Below are 20,141 nucleotides of genomic sequence, written 5' to 3' on the forward strand. Positions count from 1 at the left end.
ATTGCGGCGGGGTGAGTTCACCGCCCGGTCCACTGAGGCGAACGCCCGGCCGACCAGGCCGCATAGAACTCCCCGTGGTCCTTCGCCGTCATCAGCAAAGCCTGCGTGATTGCCTCAAGCTCGATCGAACTCCCCAGGTCCATGTCGAGCTCGCGCGTCAACAGCACCTTCGTCGTGCTGTAGGCCAACGCCGGTCCGTCGGCGAGCCGTCGAGCCAGTGCGGAAGCCTCGGAAGCAAGCTCAGCGTCGGGCACCACCTTCGAAGCCAGGCCGATCGCCTCCGCGCGGGCCGCGTCGATCTTGTCGCCCAGCATCAGCAGTTCCGTCGCGCGGCCCAGACCGACGAGCCGCGGCAGCAGGTACGCCGAGCCCATGTCGGCGCCGGCCAGGCCGACTTTCGTGAACAGGAAGGCGAACTTCGCCGACGACGCCATGAGCCGGAAGTCGCTCGCCAGCGCGATCACCGAACCCGCGCCCGCCGCGATGCCGTTCACCGCGGCGATCACCGGGATGGGGCACTCTCGCAGCGCTTTCACCACCGCGCCGGTCATGCGGGTGAAGTCCAGCAGTTCCGCGGACTCCATTTTCTGCAGTTCGCCGATGATCTCTTCGACGTCGCCGCCCGAGCAGAAGCCGCGCCCGCGGCCGGTGATGACCAGCACCCGGACGTCGCCGCGGTGCGGCAACTCGGCCAGCAGGTCGCGCAGGTCCGCGTAGGCGTCGAAGGTGAGCGCGTTCAGTTTTTCGGGGCGGTCCAAGGTGATCGTGGCGACGCCGTCGTCCACGGTGAACTCGAAGTGCTCCCAGTCCGTCGTGATCGGCGGCGTGGCGCGGAACGGGCTCATGACTGGATCCCACCTCCATCGAGGACGAGTGTCTGTCCGTTGATCGCGGCGGCTTCGGGCGCCGCGAAGAAGGTCACCGCGTGGGCGACCTCGTCGGGTTCGAGCAGGCGGCCGAGCGGGGACGCGGCGGCGAGGGCGGCTTCCGCGCCTGCTTCGTCGCGGCCGGTCCGTTCCTGGATCCGGGCCACCGAGGCGGCGGTCATGTCCGTGCGCACGAAGGCCGGGCAGACGGCGTTCGCGGTGACGCCGGTCCCCGCCAGTTCCGCGGCGGTGGCCCGCATGAGGCCGACGGCGGCGTGCTTCGACGCGGTGTATCCGGCCGTGTAGCGGTAGCCGATATGCGACGCGGTCGAGGCGACGGTGACGATCCGGCCGGTGTCACGCGATCGCATACCGGGCAGAACAGCCCGTGTGCACAGGAAAGCACCGGTCGCGTTGACCTCGAACTGGCTCCGCCACTGCTCCAGCGACGTCTTCGCCAGCGGCGCGCTCGCCGAGATCCCGGCGTTGTTCACCAGCACGTCCACCGGGCCGAGGCCGTCGAAATACCGGGCGACGGCGTCTTCGTCGGTGACGTCGCAGTCGGCCCGGCCGGGCGCGTGCACCTTGTCCCCGGCGGCCTGGAACCTGGCGGCGATGGCCGCGCCGATCCCGCGTGTCCCGCCGGTGACGACGACGATCCTGCTCACTCTGCCTCCACCCGGCGCAACGCGCGCCGATCGAGTTTTCCGTTGGCCGTGCGGGGAAGTCCGGTCACGAACACCACCTCGCGCGGATACTTGTGCTTCGCCAGCTGCGCCCGCGCGTGGTCCTTCAGTTCGTCGGCGGTCACGGAAGCGCCCTCCACCAGGACGACGCATGCCCGCGGGACGACCAGGCCGTCGACGGTCACCCCCAGCACCGCGCAGTCGACGACGGCGGGATGACCGATGAGACAGTCTTCGATCTCGCTCGGCGCGACGAACACGCCGGATACCTTCAGCAGGTCGTCGGCGCGGCCGTGGTGGTGGAAGTACCCGTCGGTGTCGCGGCTGAAGAGGTCACCGGTGCGCAGGGTGTCGCCGTGGAACGTCCGCGCGGTCTTCTCCGCGTCGCCGTAGTACTCCCGCGCGATGGTCGGGCCGGTCACCTCCAAGGTGCCGATCTCCCCATCCGGTAAGGGATCGCCGCTCTCGTCGAGAACGCGAGCGGTGTAACCGGGGACCTCACGGCCGAGGCTGCCGACCCGCTGCGCGCCGGGCACATTGGACAGGTAGATGTGGTACGCCTCCGACGAGCCGATTCCGTCGATCACCGGGACACCGAACGTGTTGTCCCATTTGCGATGCAGCTCCGACGGCAGCGCCTCGCCCGCCGACGTCGCGAGCCGTAGCGAACTCATGTCCACAGTAGACGCCGCCGGATGGGCGATCATCGCGCTCATCATGGTCGGCACGTTGACCAGGATCGTCGGCCGGTAGCGCTCGATCAGCGAGAACAGCAGTTCGGCGGTGCTGCGTCGCGGGAACACGATCCCGGACGCGCCGACGCCGAAAGGGAACAATGCGGTCAGGTCCCGCGCGTAGCCGAAGAACAGCTTCGGCACGGCCAGGACACGGTCGTCCTCGCGGAGCCCGAGCACGCCGAGCGCGTATCGGTCGAAGCTCTCCAGCGCACTGCGCGCCGGGTGCACGCACGCCTTGGGCGAGCCGGTGCTCCCGGTGGTGAACTTCCAGATCGCGACATCGTCCAAAGTGGTCGGGGCGGCTTCCAGGTCGGGAGAAGCCGACGCGACCAGCGCGTCGAACGAGTGCTCGCCAGGATCCAGGGAGACATCCCCGATTACCAGCAGATTCCGTGCCCCGGCTTCGCGCAGCGCGGGCACCGTCGAGCCGTCCGCGATGACGACGACGGCCTCGGTGTAGGCCAGGTAGTACGCGTAATCCTTGGGCTGGAGGAAGGAATAGACCTCGGCGGTGACGGCGCCGATCTTCTGCGCCGCGTACCAGACGGCCACGAACTCCACGCTGTCGTTCAGTGCCAGCAGGACCCGCTGTCCACTTCGGACACCGAGGTCGTGCAGCACGTTCCCGGTTCGGTTCACCAGAGCCGCCAGCTCCGCGTACGTGACCTCCTCGTCGCCGCACAGCAACGCCGTCCGCTCGCCGGGGAGACGGTCCACGAAATGGGTCGCCAGGTTGAAGGTCATACCAGCTCCCGGATCGCTTCGACCAGGATGTCGGTGAGCACCGAAAAGGTCTTCTCGCCTTCTTCGGCGCTCGCCTGGGCAGGGGTGCCGCAGTAGGCCTCGGTCATCCCGGCCGAGGCGAAGTCCGTGACCCCGCCGCGCGCCAGGTCGACGTGGACCGCGGGCAGTGCGCGCTGGACGGCGGCGTCGACGAGGTCCGGCCGGTCGGCGAGCACCAGCGACGTCTCGTACTGCCCGGCGTGGCACTCGCCCGAGCGGAATTCGTCGGTGAGCCGGGTGGCGTACCGGCGGCGGACCAGGTCGACGAAGCCGGCGCCGCCGGCCTCTGCCACGCGCCGCAGCATGGCCAGATGCGCCGGTTCGAAATGGTTGTTGACCAGCAGGATCCGGGAGAGACCCTGCTCGGCGAGCGCCCCGCAGATCTCGGTCAACAGCGCGTACAGGGTCTCTTCGCCGATCGAGATGCCGCCCGCGAACCCGGCCGCGAACCGGGTCACGCCGTAGGGCACCTCGGGGAGGATCAGCACGCGGACGCCGGGGTCACCCGCCAGCCGGGCGGCGGCGCGCTCGCACATCCCCCGTGAGATCAGGGGGTCGGTGCCCAGCGGCGCGTGCGGCCCGTGTGGTTCGACCGCGCCCACCGGCAGCAGCAGCACGGGGACGCGCGCATCGGACGCGAGCGCGGCCACCTGACGCGAGCTCAACTCCGCGAAGTACGTCACCCGAATCAAGCTACACCGCAGCGGCCTGAGGTGTATAGAGTTGCGCGCATGCCCGAATCGGCCACACCGCACGGCGAGCCAGGCCCCCAGGAACTGGTGATGACGCTGCTCGGCACCTACGTGTCGCCGCGCGAGAGCCGTCGTGTCTGGTCCGGCGGCCTGGTCGCCGTGCTCGCCGGGCTCGGCTTCTCCGACGGCGCCGCGCGGATCGCGCTGGCCAGGCTCGCCCGCCGCGACCTGCTCGCGAGACACAAGGCCGGCAGGCTCACCCACTACTCGCTGACCCGCCGCACGATCGCGCTCCTGGAGGACGGCGACCGCCGGATCTTCTCCCTCGGCAGGCGCGAACGCGAGGTCGGGGAGTGGACCGTGCTGTGGCAGAGCATCCCCGAAAGCCGCCGCCAAGCCCGGGAACGGCTGGTGCGCCGTCTGCGCTTCCTCGGTTTCGGGCCGGTGCAGGACGGCACCTGGATCGCTCCGCACGACCGCGAGGCCGAGGTGCTCGCCCTGCTGGCGGAACTGGACGTCTCCGAGTACGCCGGGCTGATGCTCGGGAAACCGTCGGCGGGCCTCGACGTCCGGCGGTTCGCCGGCCGGGCGTGGAACCTCGACGGCCTCGCCGCGCGATACGACGCGTTCGTCCGGGATTTCGGCGGGTACCCGGGTGACCTGCCCGACGCGGAGGCGTTCGCCGTCCGGACCTGGCTGACGCACACCTTCCGCGCCTTCCCGTCGCTCGATCCGGAACTCCCGGTCGAGCTGGTACCCGCTCCGCCGAGCCGGGCGGCCGCGGTCGAACTGTTCCACGATCTTTACCAGGCACTGGCCCCGGCCGCGCAACGCCATTTCGATGAGGTGACAGAAAAATGAACGACACTCAGGCCGCATTGAGTTACACGTCCTACCTTTCGCTGGACGAATTGCTGGACGCGCAGCATCCCCGCTCCGACGAACACGACGAGTTGCTCTTCATCGTTATCCACCAAGTGTATGAACTTTGGTTCAAACAAGTTCTCCACGAGGCGCTTTACCTGCAGGAGCAGCTCGAGGCGGGTAATACCGCTCACTCCGTCCGCACACTGCGGCGAATCCTGACTATCTTCAAGGTGGTGGTCGCGCAGATAGATGTGCTCGAGACAATGACTCCGAGCCAGTTCACCAGTTTCCGTGCGCGACTCGACGCTTCGAGCGGGTTCCAGTCGGCTCAATTCCGCGTTCTGGAGGCCGTTCTCGGCCGCCGGGACGAGCGGGTGTTCGCGCATTACCCCGAAGGTGGTGAACAGCGCGCCCAGATCTCCGACGCGATGTCACGGCCGTCGCTCTTCGATTCCTTCGTCACCTACCTCGCGGTGAAGGAGTACGACGTCCCGACCGGGCGCGATGTCACCAAGCCACTCGAACCCTCTCCGGCGCTCCAAGAGGTTCTGTTGCGGGTCTACCGCGATGACACCGGGCCGTCCGTCGTGGCGGAGCACCTGGTCGATCTGGACGAAGGGATGCAGGAGTGGCGGTATCGGCACGTGAAGATGGTCGAGCGGACCATCGGAGACAAGACCGGGACGGGGGGTTCGTCGGGCGCGCACTACCTGCGTTCGACGCTTTTCTCCCCGATGTTCCCGGACCTCTGGGCGGTGCGGAGCAGGCTTTGACGAACCTCGACGAACTCCGCCGCGACCCCAACGCGCTCGCGGCGCACTACACGGAATTCGGCGTGGCGGACCGGATCCTGTTGACCGGGCACTCGCATCAGGCCTGGCCCGACGTCGCGCGGGAGGGCCTTCTCGATGCCTTCGCCGACGCGGCCGAAGAGGTCGACACGAAGTGGGACCGGGCCTTCGCGAAGGCCGACGAGATGCGGGCCGGGTTCCGGGCACTGCTCGGTGACCCGCACGGCGCCATCGCGCTCGGCGCCAGCACCCACGATCTGGTGATCCGGTTCCTTTCGGCGATGGATCTCCCACGCCGTCCGCGCCTGGTCACCACCGACGGGGAGTTCCACACGCTGCGCCGTCAGCTGGCACGGCTGGCCGAGGAAGGCGTCGAGGTCGTCCGCGTCCCGTCGACGCCGGTCAACACGCTGGCCGAACGCGTCGCGGCCGAGGTCACCGAAGACACCGCCGCCGTGCTCGTCTCGGCCGTGCTGTTCGAGACCTCCCGGCTCGTGCCGGGCCTCGCGCATCTCGCCGACGTCTGCCTTTCGAAGTCGGTGAACCTCGTCGTCGACGCCTACCACGCGCTCGGCGTCGTCCCGTTCTCGCTGCACGACCTCGGGCTCACCAACGCCTGGGTCCTCGGCGGCGGCTACAAGTACCTCCAGCTCGGTGAGGGCAACTGCTTCCTGCGGATGCCCGCGCACGCGCAGGAACTGCGGCCGGTCGTCACCGGCTGGTACGCCGAATTCGGCGCGCTCGCGGACGAGCGCCGTCCCGGCCAGGTCGCCTACGCCTACGGATCGGACAGGTTCGCCGGAGCGACCTATGACCCGACGAGCCACTACCGGGGTGCTCGCGTCTTCCGGTTCTTCGCCGAGCAGGGGCTCACGCCGGAGTTCCTGCGGGAGGTCTCGCGGCACCAGGTCGGTTTCCTCGCCGAGGGCTTCGACAAGCTCAGGTTGCCCGAAAAGGTCATCACGCGTGACCGCGAGACACCGCTGGACCGGATCGGCGGTTTCCTGTCACTGAAGTGCGCCGACGCGAGTGCGCTGCAGACCGCCCTCGCCGGACGCGGCGTCCGGACCGACAGCCGCGGCCCGTACCTGAGGTTCGGACCGGCGCCGTACCTGTCCGATCGCCAGCTCGACTCCGCGCTCCACGTCCTCCGAGAGGTCGTCAACGGCTGAGACGGCTCTGCCCCGGTTTGGCGAACGGACCGGGGCGATCTAGGTTTGCGATGTGGCACCGTCGCCGCCGGACGACCTTCGTCGGGGACTGTGCCTTGTTGCAGGAACTTCGCACGTGAGCCACAAGCCGCGTGCACTCCAGGACAAGGAGTCACCACAGTGACCGAAGTGTTCGGCCAGGGTACCGGCCATGAACAGGTCGTCTTCTGCCAAGACCAGGCCACCGGCCTGAAGGCCATCATCGGGATCTACTCGACGGCGCTGGGTCCGTCGCTCGGCGGAACCCGGTTCTACCCCTACGAGTCCGAGGAAGCCGCGCTCGCGGACGTCCTCGCGCTGTCGAAGGGAATGGCCTACAAGAACGCGCTCGCCGGGCTCGACCTCGGCGGCGGCAAGGCCGTCATCATCGGCGATCCCCAAAAACACAAGACCGAAGCGCTGCTTCGCGCCTTCGGCCGGTTCGTCCAGTCGCTGGGCGGCCGCTACATCACCGCCTGCGACGTCGGCACCTACGTGCAGGACATGGACATCGTCGCCCGCGAATCGGAGTTCGTCACGGGCCGCTCGCCGGAGAACGGCGGCGCCGGCGACTCCTCGGTGCTCACCGCCTTCGGCACCTACCAGGGCATGCGCGCCTCCGCGGACGCCGTCTGGGGCGTTCCGGACCTCGCGGGCCGCAAGGTCGGCGTCGCCGGGGTCGGCAAGGTCGGGCACATCCTGGTCGGGCACCTGATCGAGGCGGGCGCGCAGGTGGTCATCACCGACGTGTCGCCCGCGGCGATCGAACGCACCCGCGCGGCGTACCCCGGGGTCGAGGTCGTCGAAGACCTCGACACGCTGATCCGCACCGAACTCGACGTCTTCGCGCCGTGCGCGCTGGGCGGCGTGCTCAACGACGAGACGGTCGGGCTGCTGCGCAGCAAGATCGTCTGCGGCGCGGCCAACAACCAGCTCGCGCACCCGGGCATCGGCAAGCAACTCGACGACCGCGGCATCCTCTTCGCGCCGGACTACCTGGTCAACGCCGGTGGCGTGATCCAGGTCGACGACGAGCGGCACGGCTTCGACTTCGCGCGGGCCAAGCGCAAGACGACCGCCATCTTCGACACCACGAAGGCGGTGTTCGCGCTGGCCAAGGCCGACGGGGTCCCGCCGTCGACGGCGGCCGACCGGCTGGCCGAGCGCCGGATGGCCGAGGTCGGCGGACTGCGGTCGATCCTGACGGTGTAGCTCGCTGGAAACGCCATGAAAGGTCCTTTCCTTGCAAAATTTGCAAGGAAAGGACCTTTCATGGCACTGGGGACTTGGCCGCAGGGGTGCCCGGAGAGGGCCGGTGCGCCGCACAGGGCCGAAGGATCGGAAGCGGCGAAAGCCACTTTCGGGACACCAGGTGTCCCGAAAGTGGCTTTCGCGTCAGGTGCGTCCAGAGGCGCGGGAACTCAGCCGCTCTTGCGACGGAAGGTGCGCTTGTTCGCGGCCGGGCCGTGGGCGTGCAGGTTCTTGCCGCCGGCGTTCTCGTGTGCCGAGCCCGAACGGGCCTGGGCCTGCTTGCGCTCCAGGGCCTCGCGGAACTTGCGCTTGGTGTCGTCCTCTTCGCCATCCGCTGGGGACGGTGCCGGTTCAGTCATTACTACCTCCGAGGTGACGACATGTGACGTTCTCACCCTGTCAGGAACCATCCGGATTGGCGAGTCGATTTACGTCACCTGGGCGGCGTGGGCAGCCGGACCGGGCCGCCGAACCGGACCCGGTCGCGCAGCAGCGGCCGCCAGCAGTGGTCGCACAGCAGGATCGGCTTCAGCCGGTTGCCGCAGTCCACGTGCTCCAGCGTGATGTCCGGTTCCTGGCCCGGCACCTCGAAGCCCCGCGACCACTCGGCGATGAACGCCAGTGCGGGGAAGAACGCGAGCCCTTTCGCCGTCAACCGGTAGTCGTGCGCGTCGGTGCGGGTCTTCGCGGTGCCGGTCCGCAGCACGCCGACGTCCACGAGTTTCGACAGCCGTCCCGAAAGCACGCTCGGGCCGATGCCGAGTTCGCGTTCGAACTCCGAGAAGTGCCGTGCCCCGAGCAGCGCGCTCACCACGAGCCCGGTCGACCACCGGTCGCCGAGGAGTTCCATGGTGTCGGGGAAGAACATCAGCGGATCGCCCGCGAGAGACTCGGCGTCCTTGCGGCGGAAGCGTTTCGTCGCCGTCGCTTCGACGACGCCGGTGTCGTCGAGCCGTCGCGCGCGGACGTCGCGGGCGTCGACCCGGCGTTCGCAGGAGGCGCAGCCGAGCGGCGCCGAAGTGGGCAGTTCGCAGTCGAGGTGGATCAGCGTCGGCAGTACGGCACGCCGTCCCTCGACCCATTCCCGTTCCCACGCCCAGATCGAGATCAGCAGCGGCCACAGCGCGAGGCCGCGTTCGGTGAGCCGGTACTCGTGCCGGGTGCGGCGCGCGTCCCGGTACGGCGTGCGGACGAGCATGCCGCCGTCGACCATTTCGCGCAGCCGCCCGGACAACGCGGTGGGGGAGATGCCGAGCCGCAGCCGGAGTTCCTCGTACCGGCGGAAGCGCAGGAAGAGGCTCTGCAGGATCAGCAAGGTCCACTGGTCGCCGAGCAGTTCGAGCGCCCGGCGCAACGGATCGCCCGCCGGCCGGACGCGGTGCGCCGTCGCCTCTGTCACGTACGTGCCTCTCCGGTGATGTCGCTGTCAGCGTACTACTGACTACAGCAGCAGAAGTCTATTGACAGCTGACTACAGAAATCATAGTGTCTCGGCAATCGGTCAACGCGAACCAGCCGGGGAGAACCGATGACCAGTACCTCCGAGCAGCCGGTCCTGGTGGCAGCCGCCGCCGGAGAACCCGAGGTCAACCCGTACCTGCTGGGCGTCTACGCCCCGGTCGGCGAAGAGCTCGACGCGAGTGATCTCGAGGTCATCGGCAAGATCCCCGCGGACCTGAACGGTGTGTACCTGCGCAACGGCCCCAATCCGCGATTCGCGCCGGAGGGCCGTTACCACTGGTTCGACGGCGACGGCATGATCCACGCCGTCCACCTGGAGAACGGCAAGGCCCGCTACCGCAACCGCTGGATCCGCACCAAGGCGTTCGAGGCCGAATCCGAAGCGGGTAAGGCGCTCTGGAAGGGCGTCATGGAGTCGCCCAAGGGCAACCCGTTCGGCAACTCGCACGGCCTGAACGTCAAGGACAGCGCCAACACCGACCTGATCTTCCATCGCGGCAAGGTGCTCTCCACCTGGTACATGTGCGGCGAGCCGTACGCGGTCGACCCGTTGTCGCTGGAGACGCTGGGCGCGGAGGACTTCCTCGGCACGCTGGTCGGCGACATGATGGCGCATCCGAAGGTCGACGAGCGCACCGGCGAGATGTTCTGGTTCGACTACGGGCCGCGGCCGCCGTACCTGCGCTACGGCGTGATCAGCGCCGACGGCAGGGTCGCGAGCACGACCGAGATCGAACTCCCCGGTCCGCGCCTGCCGCACGACATGGCGATCACCGAGAACTACGCGATCCTGATGGACTTGCCGCTGGTGCAGGACATGGAGGCGGCGCGCAACGGCCGTCACAAGCTGGTGTTCGACCGGTCGCTGCCGAGCCGGTTCGGGGTTCTGCCTCGCTACGGTAACGGTAGCCAGATCCGCTGGTTCGAAGCCAGCCCGTGCTACATCTACCACGTCGTGAACGCCTGGGAGCAGGGCGAGGAAATCGTCCTCGACGTCTGCCGCGTCCAGCGGCCGCATGACCAATTGGCCGCCCCGGCGGCCGACGCACGCACCCCGCTCGCCAAGATGCTGTCGTACCTGCGGCTGGACGCCTCACCGCACCGCTACCGGTTCAACCTGCGGACCGGGCGGTGCCTGGAGGACCAGCTCGACGACGACAACACCGAGTTTCCGTCCGTCGACTCGAGGGTGGTCGGCGGCCGGAATCGCTTTTCCTACGCGGTGCACATCTCGCCGGATTCGACGCTCAAGTTCGACGGCCTGGTGTGCTACGACAATCGTGCCGGCGCCAAGACCGAATATCGCTTCGGTCCGGGCCGGTGGGGCAGTGAGGCGCCGTTCGCACCCCGCGACGGCGCGGCCGCCGATTCCGCTGACGGCTATCTGGTGACCTTCGTCCAGGACGAGCGCGAGGGGCGCTCGGAACTGGACGTCTTCGACGCCGCCGATCTCGCTGCCGGACCCGTGGCCAGGGTCCTTTTGCCCCAGCGTGTCCCGCTCGGTTTTCACGCGACCTGGGTCCGGGCGGACCAGCTGGAACCTTCCGGTAGCCGATGATCCCCTTCGCATCCGCCCACCGGAGGGGAGTGGGCAGGTGCGCGCACGCCGGGAAGCCGTGTCCGAGTCGCCCCTTCCAGGGGGTGGGGCGACTCGGACACGGCCTTTCGCACGGCACGCCGCACCGCCCCGGCGAGCGCGCCGATCGCGGTCGCGGCGGCGAACACGATCGCGGCGACACCGGTCTCGGTGGTGAATTGAAGCTCGCCCATCGTGCCGACGACGAATCCCGAATGGACACTCCAGGCGATCAGCGCCGTCCCGGCCGCCGCCGCGCGACTGGTCACGGCGCCGGTGACGAGCACGACGAAACCCAAGGCCACCAAGGAAAAGGCGTGATGTCGCGCGGAACCGAGTAGTCCGGCCACCGACGCCGCGACGACGACGGAGACACAACCGAACGGGAAGCCGAAGCACTCGGTTTTCCTCATCCGCCCAGTCAACTCCGCGTCACCGGACGTGCCGTCCGCGTGAACGGGTTCCCTACGCGTCGGCCGGGATTCTTGACGCCATAGTGAGGAGAAGGTCAAAGGTGTCGTGAGGCCGGTGGCCCTGGTCTGGGGCAAGCCCTCGTGAGTGGCGATTCGGGTTAGAACCCGAAACGCCACTCACGACCCCGGCACCGACCACGCCACCTTTGCCTTACCCCTCAAGCCTTCCGCGCGTGCGCGATGATCGCGTCGGCGATCGCGGGCCACAACTGCCGCGGCAGTTCGTGTCCCATTCCGGGGAACAGCAGCAGTTCGGCGTCCGGGATCGCTTCCGAGGTCGCCTTCCCGCCGCTGACGTTGATCAGCGGGTCGCTCTCGCCGTGGATGACGAGCGTCGGGACGTGGACCTCGCGCAGCTTCGCCGTGCGGTCACCCGAAGCGACGACGGCGGCCGCCTGCCGCAACGCGCCCGCGGGGTGATTGGCCCGGTCATAGTTGCGGGCTGCCTTCATCCGCAGGAATTCGTCGTCGGACGGGTGCCCGGGCGAGCCCACGAGTTTGAACCATTCGACGCCGTCCTCGATCGCCTGTTCCCGGGTAGCGGCCGGCGGGCGCGTCAGCCCGGCGAGCGCGGCGGGCTCCGGATGCCCGACCGAGGGATCCCCGGTGGTCGACATGATCGAGGTGAGGCTCAGCAGCCGTTCCGGTGCGTCGATCGCGAGCTGCTGCACGATCATCCCGCCCATCGAGGCGCCGACGACGTGCGCCCGCCCGAAGCCGAGCGCGTCGAACAGCCCGGTGACGTCGGCGGCGAGATCGGACAGCAGGTACGGCGCGGAGGTCAGGTCGCCCGCGGCGAGCGCGGCCAGATCCGGCGCGGGGAGATCGTCGAGATAGGACGAGAGGCCGATGTCGCGGTTGTCGAACCGGACGACGTGGAACCCGCCCTCGGCGAGCAGTTCGCAGAAGCCGGCTTCCCACGTCACCATCTGGGCGCCGAGACCCATCACCAGGACGAGTGGCGGATCCGCGGGGGAGCCGAAGGTGTCGTACTCGAGTTCGAGACCGTTCACACGCGCGCGGGGCATGCCACGATCCTGCCGGAACCCCCACCATCGGACCAGGCGAGGACGGATACGGTAGCCCGCATGCCGACTTTCTCCGAAGACGCGGGTTCCCGGCCGAGGTCGCGCGCGGCTTCCGGACGGCAGGCGGTCACCAAGGACCGCATCGTCGACGCGGCACTGGAGCTTTCGGCCGAGTCCGGCCTGGAGAACTGGACGCTGCGGCAGCTCGCGGCCGCCGTCGACGCCTACCCCGCGGTGGTCTACCACCACGTGGGCGACCGCGACACCGTCGTCGTCGCGGTGCTGGACCGGGTGGTCGGCGAACTGACCTTGCCCGATGAGACGTGGGCGTGGCGGGACTGGTTCGACGAGTTCCTGCCGACCGTGCGGAAAGTGTTGCGCCGCTATCCCGGTTCGGCGCGGCGGCTGGCCCTGTTCGGGCCGTCGGTCGCCGCCGCCGTGCCGACCATGAACGCCGGCATCGGCCGTCTGCTCGCGGCGGGCTTCGGCGCCGAGGCGCCGTTCGCCTACAACCTGCTGCTCGCCACCGCCTGCCAGTTCGTCGCGATGGAGGACGACCGCGAGAGCGCGATGGCGCTCCAGCTCGACCGGTCCGAGGGTTACGCGGCGTACCGCACCCGCGACGATCTGCCGGGCATGGCGGCGCTGGGCGAGTCGATTTCGGCGCTGGTCGCGGATCCCGATCTGGCGGCGGGTTACTACGAGCGGCTCTACGGTTACGCCGTGCAGCGCTGTCTTGATGGGCTCGAACATCGGCTCACCCAGTTGAACGCTCTCGGAAGTTTGACAGAGCCGTGACAGCGAATCGGCGTAGTGTGGAGGAATACCGGTGCTCGTCACCGGTCCCGAAGCCCCTGGCACCAACCTCCCCCTCGAGGTGCCGGGGGCTTCTTTAGCGCCTACCCGTGCCGCGGGGCGGCGCGCTGGATCTCGGGGAAGACCTCGCCGACCAGCGTGACCAGTGACTTGCTGAGCAGTGTGTGCACCTGCGCGCGGTTGAGCGAACCGCGGACGAGCCATTCGCGGCCCGCCGCCTTGACCATCCCGCCGAACGCGCGGACCAGCGCGTTCAGTTCCTGCCCGTGTTCACTTTCGCGGGAGAGGCCGACGGCTTCGAGCACCCGGTCGGCCGATTCGCGATCGGCCTCTTCGAGGATCCGTTCGACCTCGAGGTCCCGGCCGATGCCCTCCGGCGCGATCGCGGCCAGCCACATCTTCTCCTGACTGGTGACCATGTCCAGGAACCAGTCGATGGCGACGTCGGCGCGCAGTTCGAGCGGGCCCTCCGGCAGGATGTCGACGGCGAGCCTCGGCACGGTCAGCGCGCGGCGGATGATCTCCAGGTACAGCTCGCGTTTGGTGCCGAAGTAATGGTTGATCAACCCCCTGGCGACCCCGGCCGCCGCCGCGATGTCCGAAGTGGACACTTCCGAGTAGGGACGGTCCGCGAAAAGGCGGGCCGCGCAGGCGAAGATCTGTTCCTTGCGTTCGTCCGGTTCCAGTCTCCGCCATCTCGGCGCCGGCTCGGTGGTCATGCGGTCAATCTTCCCACGATCGATTCAGCGCGGCCGGACAACGGCCTTATTGCTGTGACATTCAAAAGCAAAGTGTCAGTTAATCCGGCGTGTACCGTCTGTTGGCCCGCTGGTCTTTACCGTCTTCATTCAGGTGGCATGCCGTGCGCGCTGTCGGGGCGCGTTTGCCTCCTACCGGCCCGGCCTGGCGAGTAACCCCCCCTAGCTCGCCAGGCCCGGGCCTTCTTATCGCGACGGGCGTTCCGCGGGCAGGAGCAGCGTGAACGTCGCCGGCGACGGACTGGTCAGCCGCAGCCGCCCGCCTTCCGCCTCGGCGAGGCTCCGCGCCAGCCGCAGCCCGATCCCGTGGCCTTCGCGCTCTTCGGATCGTTCCCCGGTCACGAACGGATCGTGACCGTCCGCGATCGTGCCCTCGTCGCTCACGTCGATGGCCAGTGCGTCCCCGGCGTCTCGGGCGAGGACGGTGACCGTGCCGCGTCCGTGCGTCGCCGCGTTGTCCAGCAGCACGGCGAGCACCTGCCGTACGGCCGCGTCCGCCGCCCGCGCCGGCAGGGCCTCGCGTCCGCTGATCCGCAGCGCGCGGCCGCGTCCGGCGAGCAGACCATGCCAGGTCTGGCGGACCTCTTCGAAAAGTTTGCCGAGGTCGAGCAGCGCACGCGGCGCCCTGGTCTGTTTGGCCAGCGCAAGCAGGTCGTCGATGGTGCGTTCCAGCCGGTCGGCCGACGCGATGCCGTCGCGGATCGTCGCGTAGGGGTCGCGGTCGGGGCTCTCCAGCGCCGCCTCCAGTTGCAGCCGCAGCCCGGTCAACGGCGTCCGCAGCTGGTGGGAGGCGTCGGAGGAGAAGGTCCGCTCGCGTTCGAGTGTCTCGCCGATCCGCTCGGACGTGACGTCGAGCGCTTCGGCGACCTGATCGATCTCGCGGATCCCCGTCCGGCGGGCGCGGACGGTGAAGTCGCCCTCGCCGAGGCGCTCGGCGGTCGCGGCCAGATCCTCCAGCGGCCGCGCCAGCCGGGTGGCGATCCGGCGCCCGATCAGCCAGCTCGCCCCGATCGCGAGCCCGGCGAGCACGATCATCTTGATCCAGGTCAGCCGGACCTGGGCGTCCAGTTCGGACCGGGGGTGGGCGGCGCGGACCACGCCGACCAGCGACTGCCCGCTGAGCACCGGGACGGCCAGGACGACCTCGTCTTCGCGGGTCCCGGTCGCCATGTCGGTGTAGTGCGCTTCGCGAACGTATCGGTCTTCGCTGGCCGGGCCGTTACCGGCCAGGAGCCTGCCGGTCGGGGTGTAGACCGCGACCCTGATCCCGCGGATGCGGTCCTTGTCCGGTTTGATCGGCCGGAGCTCCGGGACCCGGCCGTTGGCGAGATCGCCGGTCACGTCGAGCACGACCGTGTCGGCGACCCGCTCGAGGTCGTGAGTCGAGTTGCCCTTGTGGAACCTCGCGACCGCGATGGCCAGCGGCGCCCCGAAGAGGGTGATCGCCAGCACCGCGGCCAGCACGGTGAGGGTGACGATCCGGCGGCGCACGGACAGAGTGTGGCCGAAGAGGGAGAGGATCACCCACCCGACGCGATATTTTGCCGTCCGTTGACCTGAGTTCAAGGCGATGTTGACCCCGTTCGCTTTACCTTGGGGCCATGCGCCGACGTGCCGCCGTCATGGCAGGCCCGGGGCCCGGATCCGTCCCCCTCGTCCGGTTCGCCGTCCCGGGCGAGTGTGTGGCCGTGCTGCCCGCCGGAAGTGGCGACGCCCCCGCCGGTTCTCCCGGTGTCGGAGTGCTGCTCAGACGCGGGAACCTCTTCGGTCATCTCACCGTCGGGCAGAACGTGGTGCTGGCGGGAAGGCTCGCCGGCCGCCGCTCTCTGCGCGATGCCGGCGACCTGCTCGAACTGGTCGGACTCGCCGGCCGCGGCGACACCTATCCGGACACGCTGTCGCCGCTGGAAGGGGCGCGGGCCGGAGTCGCCGTCGCGCTGGCCGGGGCACCCGAGATCGTGGTCGCCGACGAACCGGCCGGAGAACTCGACGGGCTCGCCGCGCTCGAACTCATGGATCTGCTGTGCGCCGTGGCGGCCCGCGGGACGGCCGTCGTCGTGGCGACCCGTGACCACCAGATCGCGGCGGCCGCGCACCGGATCGTGAGAGTGGCGTGAGGCCGCCACTGGTCCGCACCGACGAGCTGGCGCACACCTATGGTTCCGGCCTGACCGCGGTGGTCGCCGTACATGGCGTCACCTGCGTGATCGGCGCGGAGACCCGCGCGGTCGTGACCGGCAGGGCCGGTGCCGGGAAGACCACGCTGCTGCACCTGCTCGCCGGGATGAAGAAGCCGACGGCGGGCACCATCGAGTGGCCCGCGTTCGAGCCGTCGCCGCCGGGGCCCGACCTGATCGGGCTGGTGCTGCAGGACGGCGGGCTGCTGCGCGATCTCGACGTCCGGCTCAACGTCGCCCTGCCGCTGGTCCTCGCCGGCCGCACCGGCACCGCGGTCCGCGACGCCGTCGACGGCGCGCTGGAGCTCGTGGGCCTCGCCGGTTTCGCCAAGAAGGCGCCTCGTGACCTGACCGGTGAGCAGATCCGGCTCGCCATCCTGGCCAGGGCGCTCGCACCCGCGCCGAAACTCATCCTCGCCGACGACCCGGCGGGCTGGCTGGACCAGCGCGCGGGGGAGCGACTCCTCGGCAGGCTCGTGCAGGCCGCGGACCGGCTGGCCGCCGGACTGCTGGTGGCCACCGCCGAACCGGCCCCGGCCGGGCTGTTCGGCGAACAGTGGGCGATGGTCGACGGGAAGCTGGTGCGGGACCGATGATGGCGGCGATGGCGTTGTGGGTCGGCGGGATCGCGCGTGTGCGCCCCGCCAGGCTCGGCGTGCCCGCGGCCGGGGTCGCGATCGTGACCACGTTGCTCGCGGTGCACGACTGGACCTGGACCCCGGCACCGCGCTGGATACCGGCGATGGTGCTCGTGGTGCTGCTGGCCACGCCCTCGGCGCGGGTGCTGCGGGCGGATCAGGACCTGCTGCGCGCCCGAGGCGCCACCGGCGGTCAGGTGTTCGGACTGGCCGCCGCCGAAGCCGCGGCGGCGGGCCTCGCCGGCGGCGTGGCCGGGGTGGCGCTGTCCCTGGCCTGTGGCTTCTCGACCGGCACCGGCGTAGCGGTCGTCCGGGAAATCGTTCTCTTGCTGGTCGCCGGGCTGCTCGTCGCGGCACTCGCCATCCTGCCCCCGGTGCTGCGCGAGTGGTACTTCGTCCCGGCCGACGGCGGGCCGCCCTGGTGGTCGCCCTACGGCCTCGACTTCATCCTGCTCGCGCTCGCCTTCTTCTGGCCGCTGTTCGGCTGGGCGGGCGGCACGATGCTGTTGTGGCGCTTGGTGGAGCTGGGGCTGCGGAAGGGGAAGCGGGTGATCGGCGGGATACTCCGGCCGCTCGTTTCGGGGCTGGCGGGCGTGATCGCGCTGTCCATTTCGTGGCGGAGCGCGCTCCTGGCGCGATCGGTGGTGCTGGTCGCGCTGGCGGTGGCCTTCGCCATTTCGACCGCCCTCACCAAGGACGGCTGCGGCGAGGCCGAGGTCGATCTGATCGCGTCGCTGATCCTCGCGGCCGCCGCGGCAGGCCCCTCGTTCGGAGCGGCGCTCAACGAACGCCGCCGCGATCTGCTGATCGTGAGCACGCTCGGCGGGAAACGGCGTCAGGTGGCGGCGTTCATCGCGGGTGACGCGCTGGTCGTCGGCGGCGGGGGCCTGATCGCCGGCCACCTGCTCGGCGTGCTGTTCGTCTTCGTCGCGCAGGTAGAGAGAACGCCTTCGCCGCACGGGTACTTCGGGTTGCTCGCGGTGGTGGTGATCGTTTCGTGCGTGGCGGCGTCGGCGCGGATCGCGCAGCTGGCCGCCCGGGACGAGGTCTCCGACCTGCGCGACTACTGAGCTTCGAAAGGCTGCTCGAGGCGGTACCCGTGGCCGCGCAACGTCGAAATCCGCGGCGCCTGCTCAGGCGTCGGCGCCGACTCGGTCAGTTTCCGGCGCAGCGCGGCGATGTGCACGTCCAGGGTCTTCGTGGAGCCGTACCAGTGCGCGTCCCACACCTCCGACATCAGGGTGTCCCGGCTGACCGCGACACCCGGCTGCTCGGCCAGCCGGGCGAGCAGGTCGAACTCCTTGGCCCGTAACGGGATCTCCCGTCCACCGACACTGACCCGCCGTCCGGCGGTGTCCACCCGCAGATGGCCGACGGCGATCGCGGGCCTGCTTTCGGGCGGAGCCGTCCCGCGCCGCAGATGCGCCCGCACCCTGGCGAGCAGTTCACCGAGGCGGATGGGTTTGGTGAGGTAGTCGTCGGCGCCTGCCTCCAGGCCGACGACGACGTCCATCTCCTCCTGCCGGGCGGTCAGGATGACCAGGACAGCGCCGGGCAGTTCCGCCCGCAGCCGTCGGCAGACCTCGACCCCGTCCAGATCCGGCAGGCCGAGGTCGAGCAGGACGAAGTCGATGTCGCCTTCCGCCGCGGCCGCGAGCGCGGTGCGGCCGTCGCGCTGCCAGGAAACCTCGTAGCCGTGCAGACGGAGCGTCGATTCGAGGACACCGCCGATCGCGTCGTCGTCTTCGACCACCAGCAATTTCGGCATGCGGGGCAGCTTAACCGTTGAACACTGTTCTTTTCGGCTGAGACGTTACGAACACCACCTCTTCCGTAACAGCGCGCTAACGGTTCCTTCGATATGTCCATAAAGGACAGAGTGCGGCCGCCGCGAGGCACAGCCAGGCGAACACGTCACCGACACGGCCGTACACGGTCTGTGTTCGCGGCTGCACCGGAAGATCCGCGACGAGCGTCTGCTGATCCGTGCGGTGGTAGTCGGCATGCCCGAGCACACGCCCTTGGCTGTCCACAGCTGTGGAATTCCCGTGGGTGGAGTGCCGGAAGAGCGCGTAACCGTTCTCCACCGCGCGGAAGGTGGCCTTTTCCGCGTGCAGCGAGCCGAATCCCGGCCAGTCATTGGCGGGGACGAGCATCAGCGAGGTTCCCTTGTCCGCGGCCTGGCGCATCAGGCCAGGGAAGTCCGCGTCGTAACAGATGACCGTCGCGAGCCGTCCGTACGGCGAATCCGAGGTGGGGACGATGCCCGGACCGGGAGTCATCGGTTCCATCGGCGTGGGATGCGTCTTGTCGTAGGTCCACGACACCTCGCCGGTCGGCCCGACGAGCACGGCCACATTGCGGATGTAAGGCGCTTGCGACGTGTAGAGCGCGTACGCGAGGCCGACGTGGATGCCCGCCTGTTTCGCTTCGACGCCGACTCGGCTCAGCAGCGCCGCCTGGTCACGTTCCAGCACCCTGGCGTGCGTTTCCGGCCAGAGCACGATCTTCGCCCCTGCCGACGCTTGCTGCCGGGTCCTGGTCACGAGATCCTCGGTGACCGGGGCGAAGGCGGCGCCGACCGCGGCCGGATCCGCCGCGCCGACTTCTTGTGCCCGCCAATACTTCACCCCGATCCGCTCCAGTGCGTCGGAACTCGACCGGTCGGCCTCGGCCGAGGGACTGATACCCGCGATCCGCACCGTCTTCGTCGTGGGAGCGTCGAACAGCAACCGCGCGCCGCCGGCGGCGAACACCAGGCCGAGCAGGCAAACGTGGACGAGGACCGTGCGCTTGGCCCGCGGCCACCCCTCCGCCCAAACCGTGTTCGCGACCGACGCGAACCACGCCAGGACGAAGGTGAGGCCGTACACGCCGGTCACCGACGCCGTCTGGAGCAGCGGCAGATTCCCGGACTGGGTGCTGCCGAGCGCGCCGAAATCCCCGAATCCGGTGATCACCGTGAAGAGGTACTCGCCCGCGACGAGCGTCACCGGGAACACCAGCGTCCTCAACACCCCCGCGCGGTCGGCGAGCAGGCGATCGGCCAGGAACGCCGCCGTCTGCACCACCGCGAGCAGGGCGAACGCGAGCAGCGCCGAGAGCACGAACAGCAGGCCGGTGACCCCGAGCCAGAAGAGTTGCCCGATCAGCAGGGACAGGCCCACCATCACGATCGCGCGCCGCACGGGCACCTGGCGGGCGTAGCGGAGCAGGAAGACCGGGAACACCCACGCCGCGAGCGGGACGTTCCAGTCGGTGTGGACGGCGAGCAGGAGCAGCGCTGTGCCCAGCCACCAGGGCAGCCGTGGTTTCATGCCACGAACGGTAGGAAACCACGGCCGCCAGGAC

General features: G+C 69.4%; 21 protein-coding genes. 9 read left to right on the plus strand and 12 right to left on the minus strand.

The window, feature by feature from the left end; genetic code table 11:
• Nucleotides 1-17: 17 nt before the first annotated feature.
• From ACLJO0_RS41070 to ACLJO0_RS41085, 4 genes are read right to left on the minus strand one after another with little or no spacing between them, the layout of a single operon-like run.
• Nucleotides 18-845 (minus strand): enoyl-CoA hydratase family protein, encoded by an 828-nt coding sequence (locus ACLJO0_RS41070; protein ID WP_410585316.1) that lies wholly within the window; start codon nucleotides 843-845, stop codon nucleotides 18-20.
• A complete protein-coding gene (locus tag ACLJO0_RS41075; protein ID WP_125797145.1) occupies nucleotides 842-1,534 on the minus strand; it encodes an SDR family NAD(P)-dependent oxidoreductase in 693 nt (230 codons plus the stop codon). The genes ACLJO0_RS41070 and ACLJO0_RS41075 overlap by 4 nt, the downstream gene beginning before the upstream one ends.
• A complete protein-coding gene (locus ACLJO0_RS41080) occupies nucleotides 1,531-3,033 on the minus strand; it encodes a benzoate-CoA ligase family protein (RefSeq protein WP_410585317.1) in 1,503 nt (500 codons plus the stop codon). Before ACLJO0_RS41080 ends, ACLJO0_RS41075 begins: the two co-directional genes overlap by 4 nt.
• Complete coding sequence (locus tag ACLJO0_RS41085; protein ID WP_410585318.1) at nucleotides 3,030-3,755, minus strand: creatininase family protein; 726 nt, start codon at nucleotides 3,753-3,755, stop codon at nucleotides 3,030-3,032. Before ACLJO0_RS41085 ends, ACLJO0_RS41080 begins: the two co-directional genes overlap by 4 nt.
• A gap of 48 nt (nucleotides 3,756-3,803) precedes the next feature.
• Here ACLJO0_RS41085 and ACLJO0_RS41090 point away from each other — a divergent pair, with 48 nt between their 5' ends.
• The 4 genes from ACLJO0_RS41090 to ACLJO0_RS41105 all read left to right on the plus strand — a co-directional run bounded on the left by ACLJO0_RS41090 (nucleotide 3,804) and on the right by ACLJO0_RS41105 (nucleotide 7,824).
• Nucleotides 3,804-4,625, plus strand: coding sequence for a PaaX family transcriptional regulator C-terminal domain-containing protein (locus tag ACLJO0_RS41090; protein ID WP_410585319.1), 822 nt, complete (start codon nucleotides 3,804-3,806; stop codon nucleotides 4,623-4,625).
• Nucleotides 4,622-5,404 carry a tryptophan 2,3-dioxygenase gene (locus tag ACLJO0_RS41095; protein WP_125797149.1) on the plus strand — a complete coding sequence of 261 codons (783 nt, stop codon included), beginning with the start codon at nucleotides 4,622-4,624 and terminating at the stop codon, nucleotides 5,402-5,404. Before ACLJO0_RS41090 ends, ACLJO0_RS41095 begins: the two co-directional genes overlap by 4 nt.
• Nucleotides 5,401-6,594, plus strand: coding sequence for a kynureninase (locus ACLJO0_RS41100; RefSeq protein WP_410585320.1), 1,194 nt, complete (start codon nucleotides 5,401-5,403; stop codon nucleotides 6,592-6,594). The genes ACLJO0_RS41095 and ACLJO0_RS41100 overlap by 4 nt, the downstream gene beginning before the upstream one ends.
• A 159-nt stretch (nucleotides 6,595-6,753) precedes the next feature.
• Entirely contained in the window at nucleotides 6,754-7,824 is a 1,071-nt protein-coding gene (locus tag ACLJO0_RS41105; RefSeq protein ID WP_410585321.1) for a Glu/Leu/Phe/Val family dehydrogenase, read from the plus strand.
• Between the two features lie 209 nt (nucleotides 7,825-8,033).
• On the opposite strand, the gene ACLJO0_RS41110 is transcribed toward ACLJO0_RS41105, so the two are convergent.
• Nucleotides 8,034-8,222, minus strand: coding sequence for a DUF5302 domain-containing protein (locus ACLJO0_RS41110; protein WP_076164687.1), 189 nt, complete (start codon nucleotides 8,220-8,222; stop codon nucleotides 8,034-8,036).
• Nucleotides 8,223-8,296: 74 nt separating this feature from the next.
• Entirely contained in the window at nucleotides 8,297-9,262 is a 966-nt protein-coding gene (locus ACLJO0_RS41115; protein WP_125797152.1) for a winged helix-turn-helix transcriptional regulator, read from the minus strand.
• 129 nt (nucleotides 9,263-9,391) lie between these two features.
• On the opposite strand from ACLJO0_RS41115, the gene ACLJO0_RS41120 reads away from it, so the two are divergent.
• On the plus strand, nucleotides 9,392-10,882 hold the full coding sequence (locus ACLJO0_RS41120; protein ID WP_410585322.1) for a carotenoid oxygenase family protein: 1,491 nt from the start codon (nucleotides 9,392-9,394) through the stop codon (nucleotides 10,880-10,882).
• Here the strand turns inward: ACLJO0_RS41120 and ACLJO0_RS41125 are convergent.
• Together ACLJO0_RS41125 and ACLJO0_RS41130 are read right to left on the minus strand one after the other, a co-directional pair.
• Nucleotides 10,831-11,313 carry a hypothetical protein gene (locus ACLJO0_RS41125; protein ID WP_410585323.1) on the minus strand — a complete coding sequence of 161 codons (483 nt, stop codon included), beginning with the start codon at nucleotides 11,311-11,313 and terminating at the stop codon, nucleotides 10,831-10,833. The two genes, ACLJO0_RS41120 and ACLJO0_RS41125, sit on opposite strands and share 52 nt — an antisense overlap.
• A 218-nt stretch (nucleotides 11,314-11,531) precedes the next feature.
• Complete coding sequence (locus tag ACLJO0_RS41130) at nucleotides 11,532-12,401, minus strand: alpha/beta fold hydrolase (RefSeq protein ID WP_410585324.1); 870 nt, start codon at nucleotides 12,399-12,401, stop codon at nucleotides 11,532-11,534.
• A 60-nt stretch (nucleotides 12,402-12,461) separates the two neighbouring features.
• On the opposite strand from ACLJO0_RS41130, the gene ACLJO0_RS41135 reads away from it, so the two are divergent.
• The gene (locus ACLJO0_RS41135) at nucleotides 12,462-13,199 is read left to right on the plus strand and encodes a TetR/AcrR family transcriptional regulator (RefSeq protein WP_410585325.1); all 738 of its coding nucleotides are present in this window, start codon (nucleotides 12,462-12,464) and stop codon (nucleotides 13,197-13,199) included.
• Nucleotides 13,200-13,300: 101 nt separating this feature from the next.
• On the opposite strand, the gene ACLJO0_RS41140 is transcribed toward ACLJO0_RS41135, so the two are convergent.
• Together ACLJO0_RS41140 and ACLJO0_RS41145 are read right to left on the minus strand one after the other, a co-directional pair.
• Entirely contained in the window at nucleotides 13,301-13,936 is a 636-nt protein-coding gene (locus tag ACLJO0_RS41140; RefSeq protein ID WP_125797157.1) for a TetR/AcrR family transcriptional regulator, read from the minus strand.
• Nucleotides 13,937-14,161: 225 nt separating this feature from the next.
• Nucleotides 14,162-15,499, minus strand: a complete 1,338-nt coding sequence (locus tag ACLJO0_RS41145) for a sensor histidine kinase (RefSeq protein ID WP_410585326.1) — start codon at nucleotides 15,497-15,499, stop codon at nucleotides 14,162-14,164.
• Nucleotides 15,500-15,576: 77 nt separating this feature from the next.
• Here ACLJO0_RS41145 and ACLJO0_RS41150 point away from each other — a divergent pair, with 77 nt between their 5' ends.
• Genes ACLJO0_RS41150 through ACLJO0_RS41160 form a run of 3 tightly spaced genes read left to right on the plus strand, consistent with a single transcriptional unit; the run spans nucleotide 15,577 to nucleotide 17,860 of the window.
• Entirely contained in the window at nucleotides 15,577-16,092 is a 516-nt protein-coding gene (locus ACLJO0_RS41150) for a lipoprotein ABC transporter ATP-binding protein (RefSeq protein WP_233611861.1), read from the plus strand.
• On the plus strand, nucleotides 16,089-16,748 hold the full coding sequence (locus ACLJO0_RS41155) for an ATP-binding cassette domain-containing protein (protein ID WP_410585327.1): 660 nt from the start codon (nucleotides 16,089-16,091) through the stop codon (nucleotides 16,746-16,748). The genes ACLJO0_RS41150 and ACLJO0_RS41155 overlap by 4 nt, the downstream gene beginning before the upstream one ends.
• Nucleotides 16,749-16,756: 8 nt before the next feature.
• Complete coding sequence (locus ACLJO0_RS41160) at nucleotides 16,757-17,860, plus strand: ABC transporter permease (protein WP_410585328.1); 1,104 nt, start codon at nucleotides 16,757-16,759, stop codon at nucleotides 17,858-17,860.
• Here the strand turns inward: ACLJO0_RS41160 and ACLJO0_RS41165 are convergent.
• Nucleotides 17,854-18,558 carry a response regulator transcription factor gene (locus ACLJO0_RS41165; protein WP_410585329.1) on the minus strand — a complete coding sequence of 235 codons (705 nt, stop codon included), beginning with the start codon at nucleotides 18,556-18,558 and terminating at the stop codon, nucleotides 17,854-17,856. The genes ACLJO0_RS41160 and ACLJO0_RS41165 overlap by 7 nt on opposite strands.
• A gap of 76 nt (nucleotides 18,559-18,634) precedes the next feature.
• The gene (locus tag ACLJO0_RS41170; protein ID WP_410585330.1) at nucleotides 18,635-20,107 is read right to left on the minus strand and encodes a nitrilase-related carbon-nitrogen hydrolase; all 1,473 of its coding nucleotides are present in this window, start codon (nucleotides 20,105-20,107) and stop codon (nucleotides 18,635-18,637) included.
• Nucleotides 20,108-20,141 lie beyond the last annotated feature (34 nt).

Origin of the sequence: Amycolatopsis sp. lyj-108 (genome assembly GCF_046549005.1) — a bacterium.
GTDB lineage: Bacteria > Actinomycetota > Actinomycetes > Mycobacteriales > Pseudonocardiaceae > Amycolatopsis.

What these genes read in the sequence shown, in the direction of transcription:
- ACLJO0_RS41070 (WP_410585316.1), bottom strand. Translation starts at nt 845, where the DNA reads ATGAGCCCGTTCCGCGCCACGCCGCCGATCACGACGGACTGGGAGCAC.
- ACLJO0_RS41080 (WP_410585317.1), bottom strand. Translation starts at nt 3,033, where the DNA reads ATGACCTTCAACCTGGCGACCCATTTCGTGGACCGTCTCCCCGGCGAG.
- ACLJO0_RS41090 (WP_410585319.1), top strand. Translation starts at nt 3,804, where the DNA reads ATGCCCGAATCGGCCACACCGCACGGCGAGCCAGGCCCCCAGGAACTG.
- ACLJO0_RS41095 (WP_125797149.1), top strand. Translation starts at nt 4,622, where the DNA reads ATGAACGACACTCAGGCCGCATTGAGTTACACGTCCTACCTTTCGCTG.
- ACLJO0_RS41110 (WP_076164687.1), bottom strand. Translation starts at nt 8,222, where the DNA reads ATGACTGAACCGGCACCGTCCCCAGCGGATGGCGAAGAGGACGACACC.
- ACLJO0_RS41120 (WP_410585322.1), top strand. Translation starts at nt 9,392, where the DNA reads ATGACCAGTACCTCCGAGCAGCCGGTCCTGGTGGCAGCCGCCGCCGGA.
- ACLJO0_RS41125 (WP_410585323.1), bottom strand. Translation starts at nt 11,313, where the DNA reads ATGAGGAAAACCGAGTGCTTCGGCTTCCCGTTCGGTTGTGTCTCCGTC.
- ACLJO0_RS41130 (WP_410585324.1), bottom strand. Translation starts at nt 12,401, where the DNA reads ATGCCCCGCGCGCGTGTGAACGGTCTCGAACTCGAGTACGACACCTTC.
- ACLJO0_RS41135 (WP_410585325.1), top strand. Translation starts at nt 12,462, where the DNA reads ATGCCGACTTTCTCCGAAGACGCGGGTTCCCGGCCGAGGTCGCGCGCG.
- ACLJO0_RS41140 (WP_125797157.1), bottom strand. Translation starts at nt 13,936, where the DNA reads ATGACCACCGAGCCGGCGCCGAGATGGCGGAGACTGGAACCGGACGAA.
- ACLJO0_RS41150 (WP_233611861.1), top strand. Translation starts at nt 15,577, where the DNA reads ATGCGCCGACGTGCCGCCGTCATGGCAGGCCCGGGGCCCGGATCCGTC.
- ACLJO0_RS41160 (WP_410585328.1), top strand. Translation starts at nt 16,757, where the DNA reads ATGGCGTTGTGGGTCGGCGGGATCGCGCGTGTGCGCCCCGCCAGGCTC.
- ACLJO0_RS41165 (WP_410585329.1), bottom strand. Translation starts at nt 18,558, where the DNA reads ATGCCGAAATTGCTGGTGGTCGAAGACGACGACGCGATCGGCGGTGTC.
- ACLJO0_RS41170 (WP_410585330.1), bottom strand. Translation starts at nt 20,107, where the DNA reads ATGAAACCACGGCTGCCCTGGTGGCTGGGCACAGCGCTGCTCCTGCTC.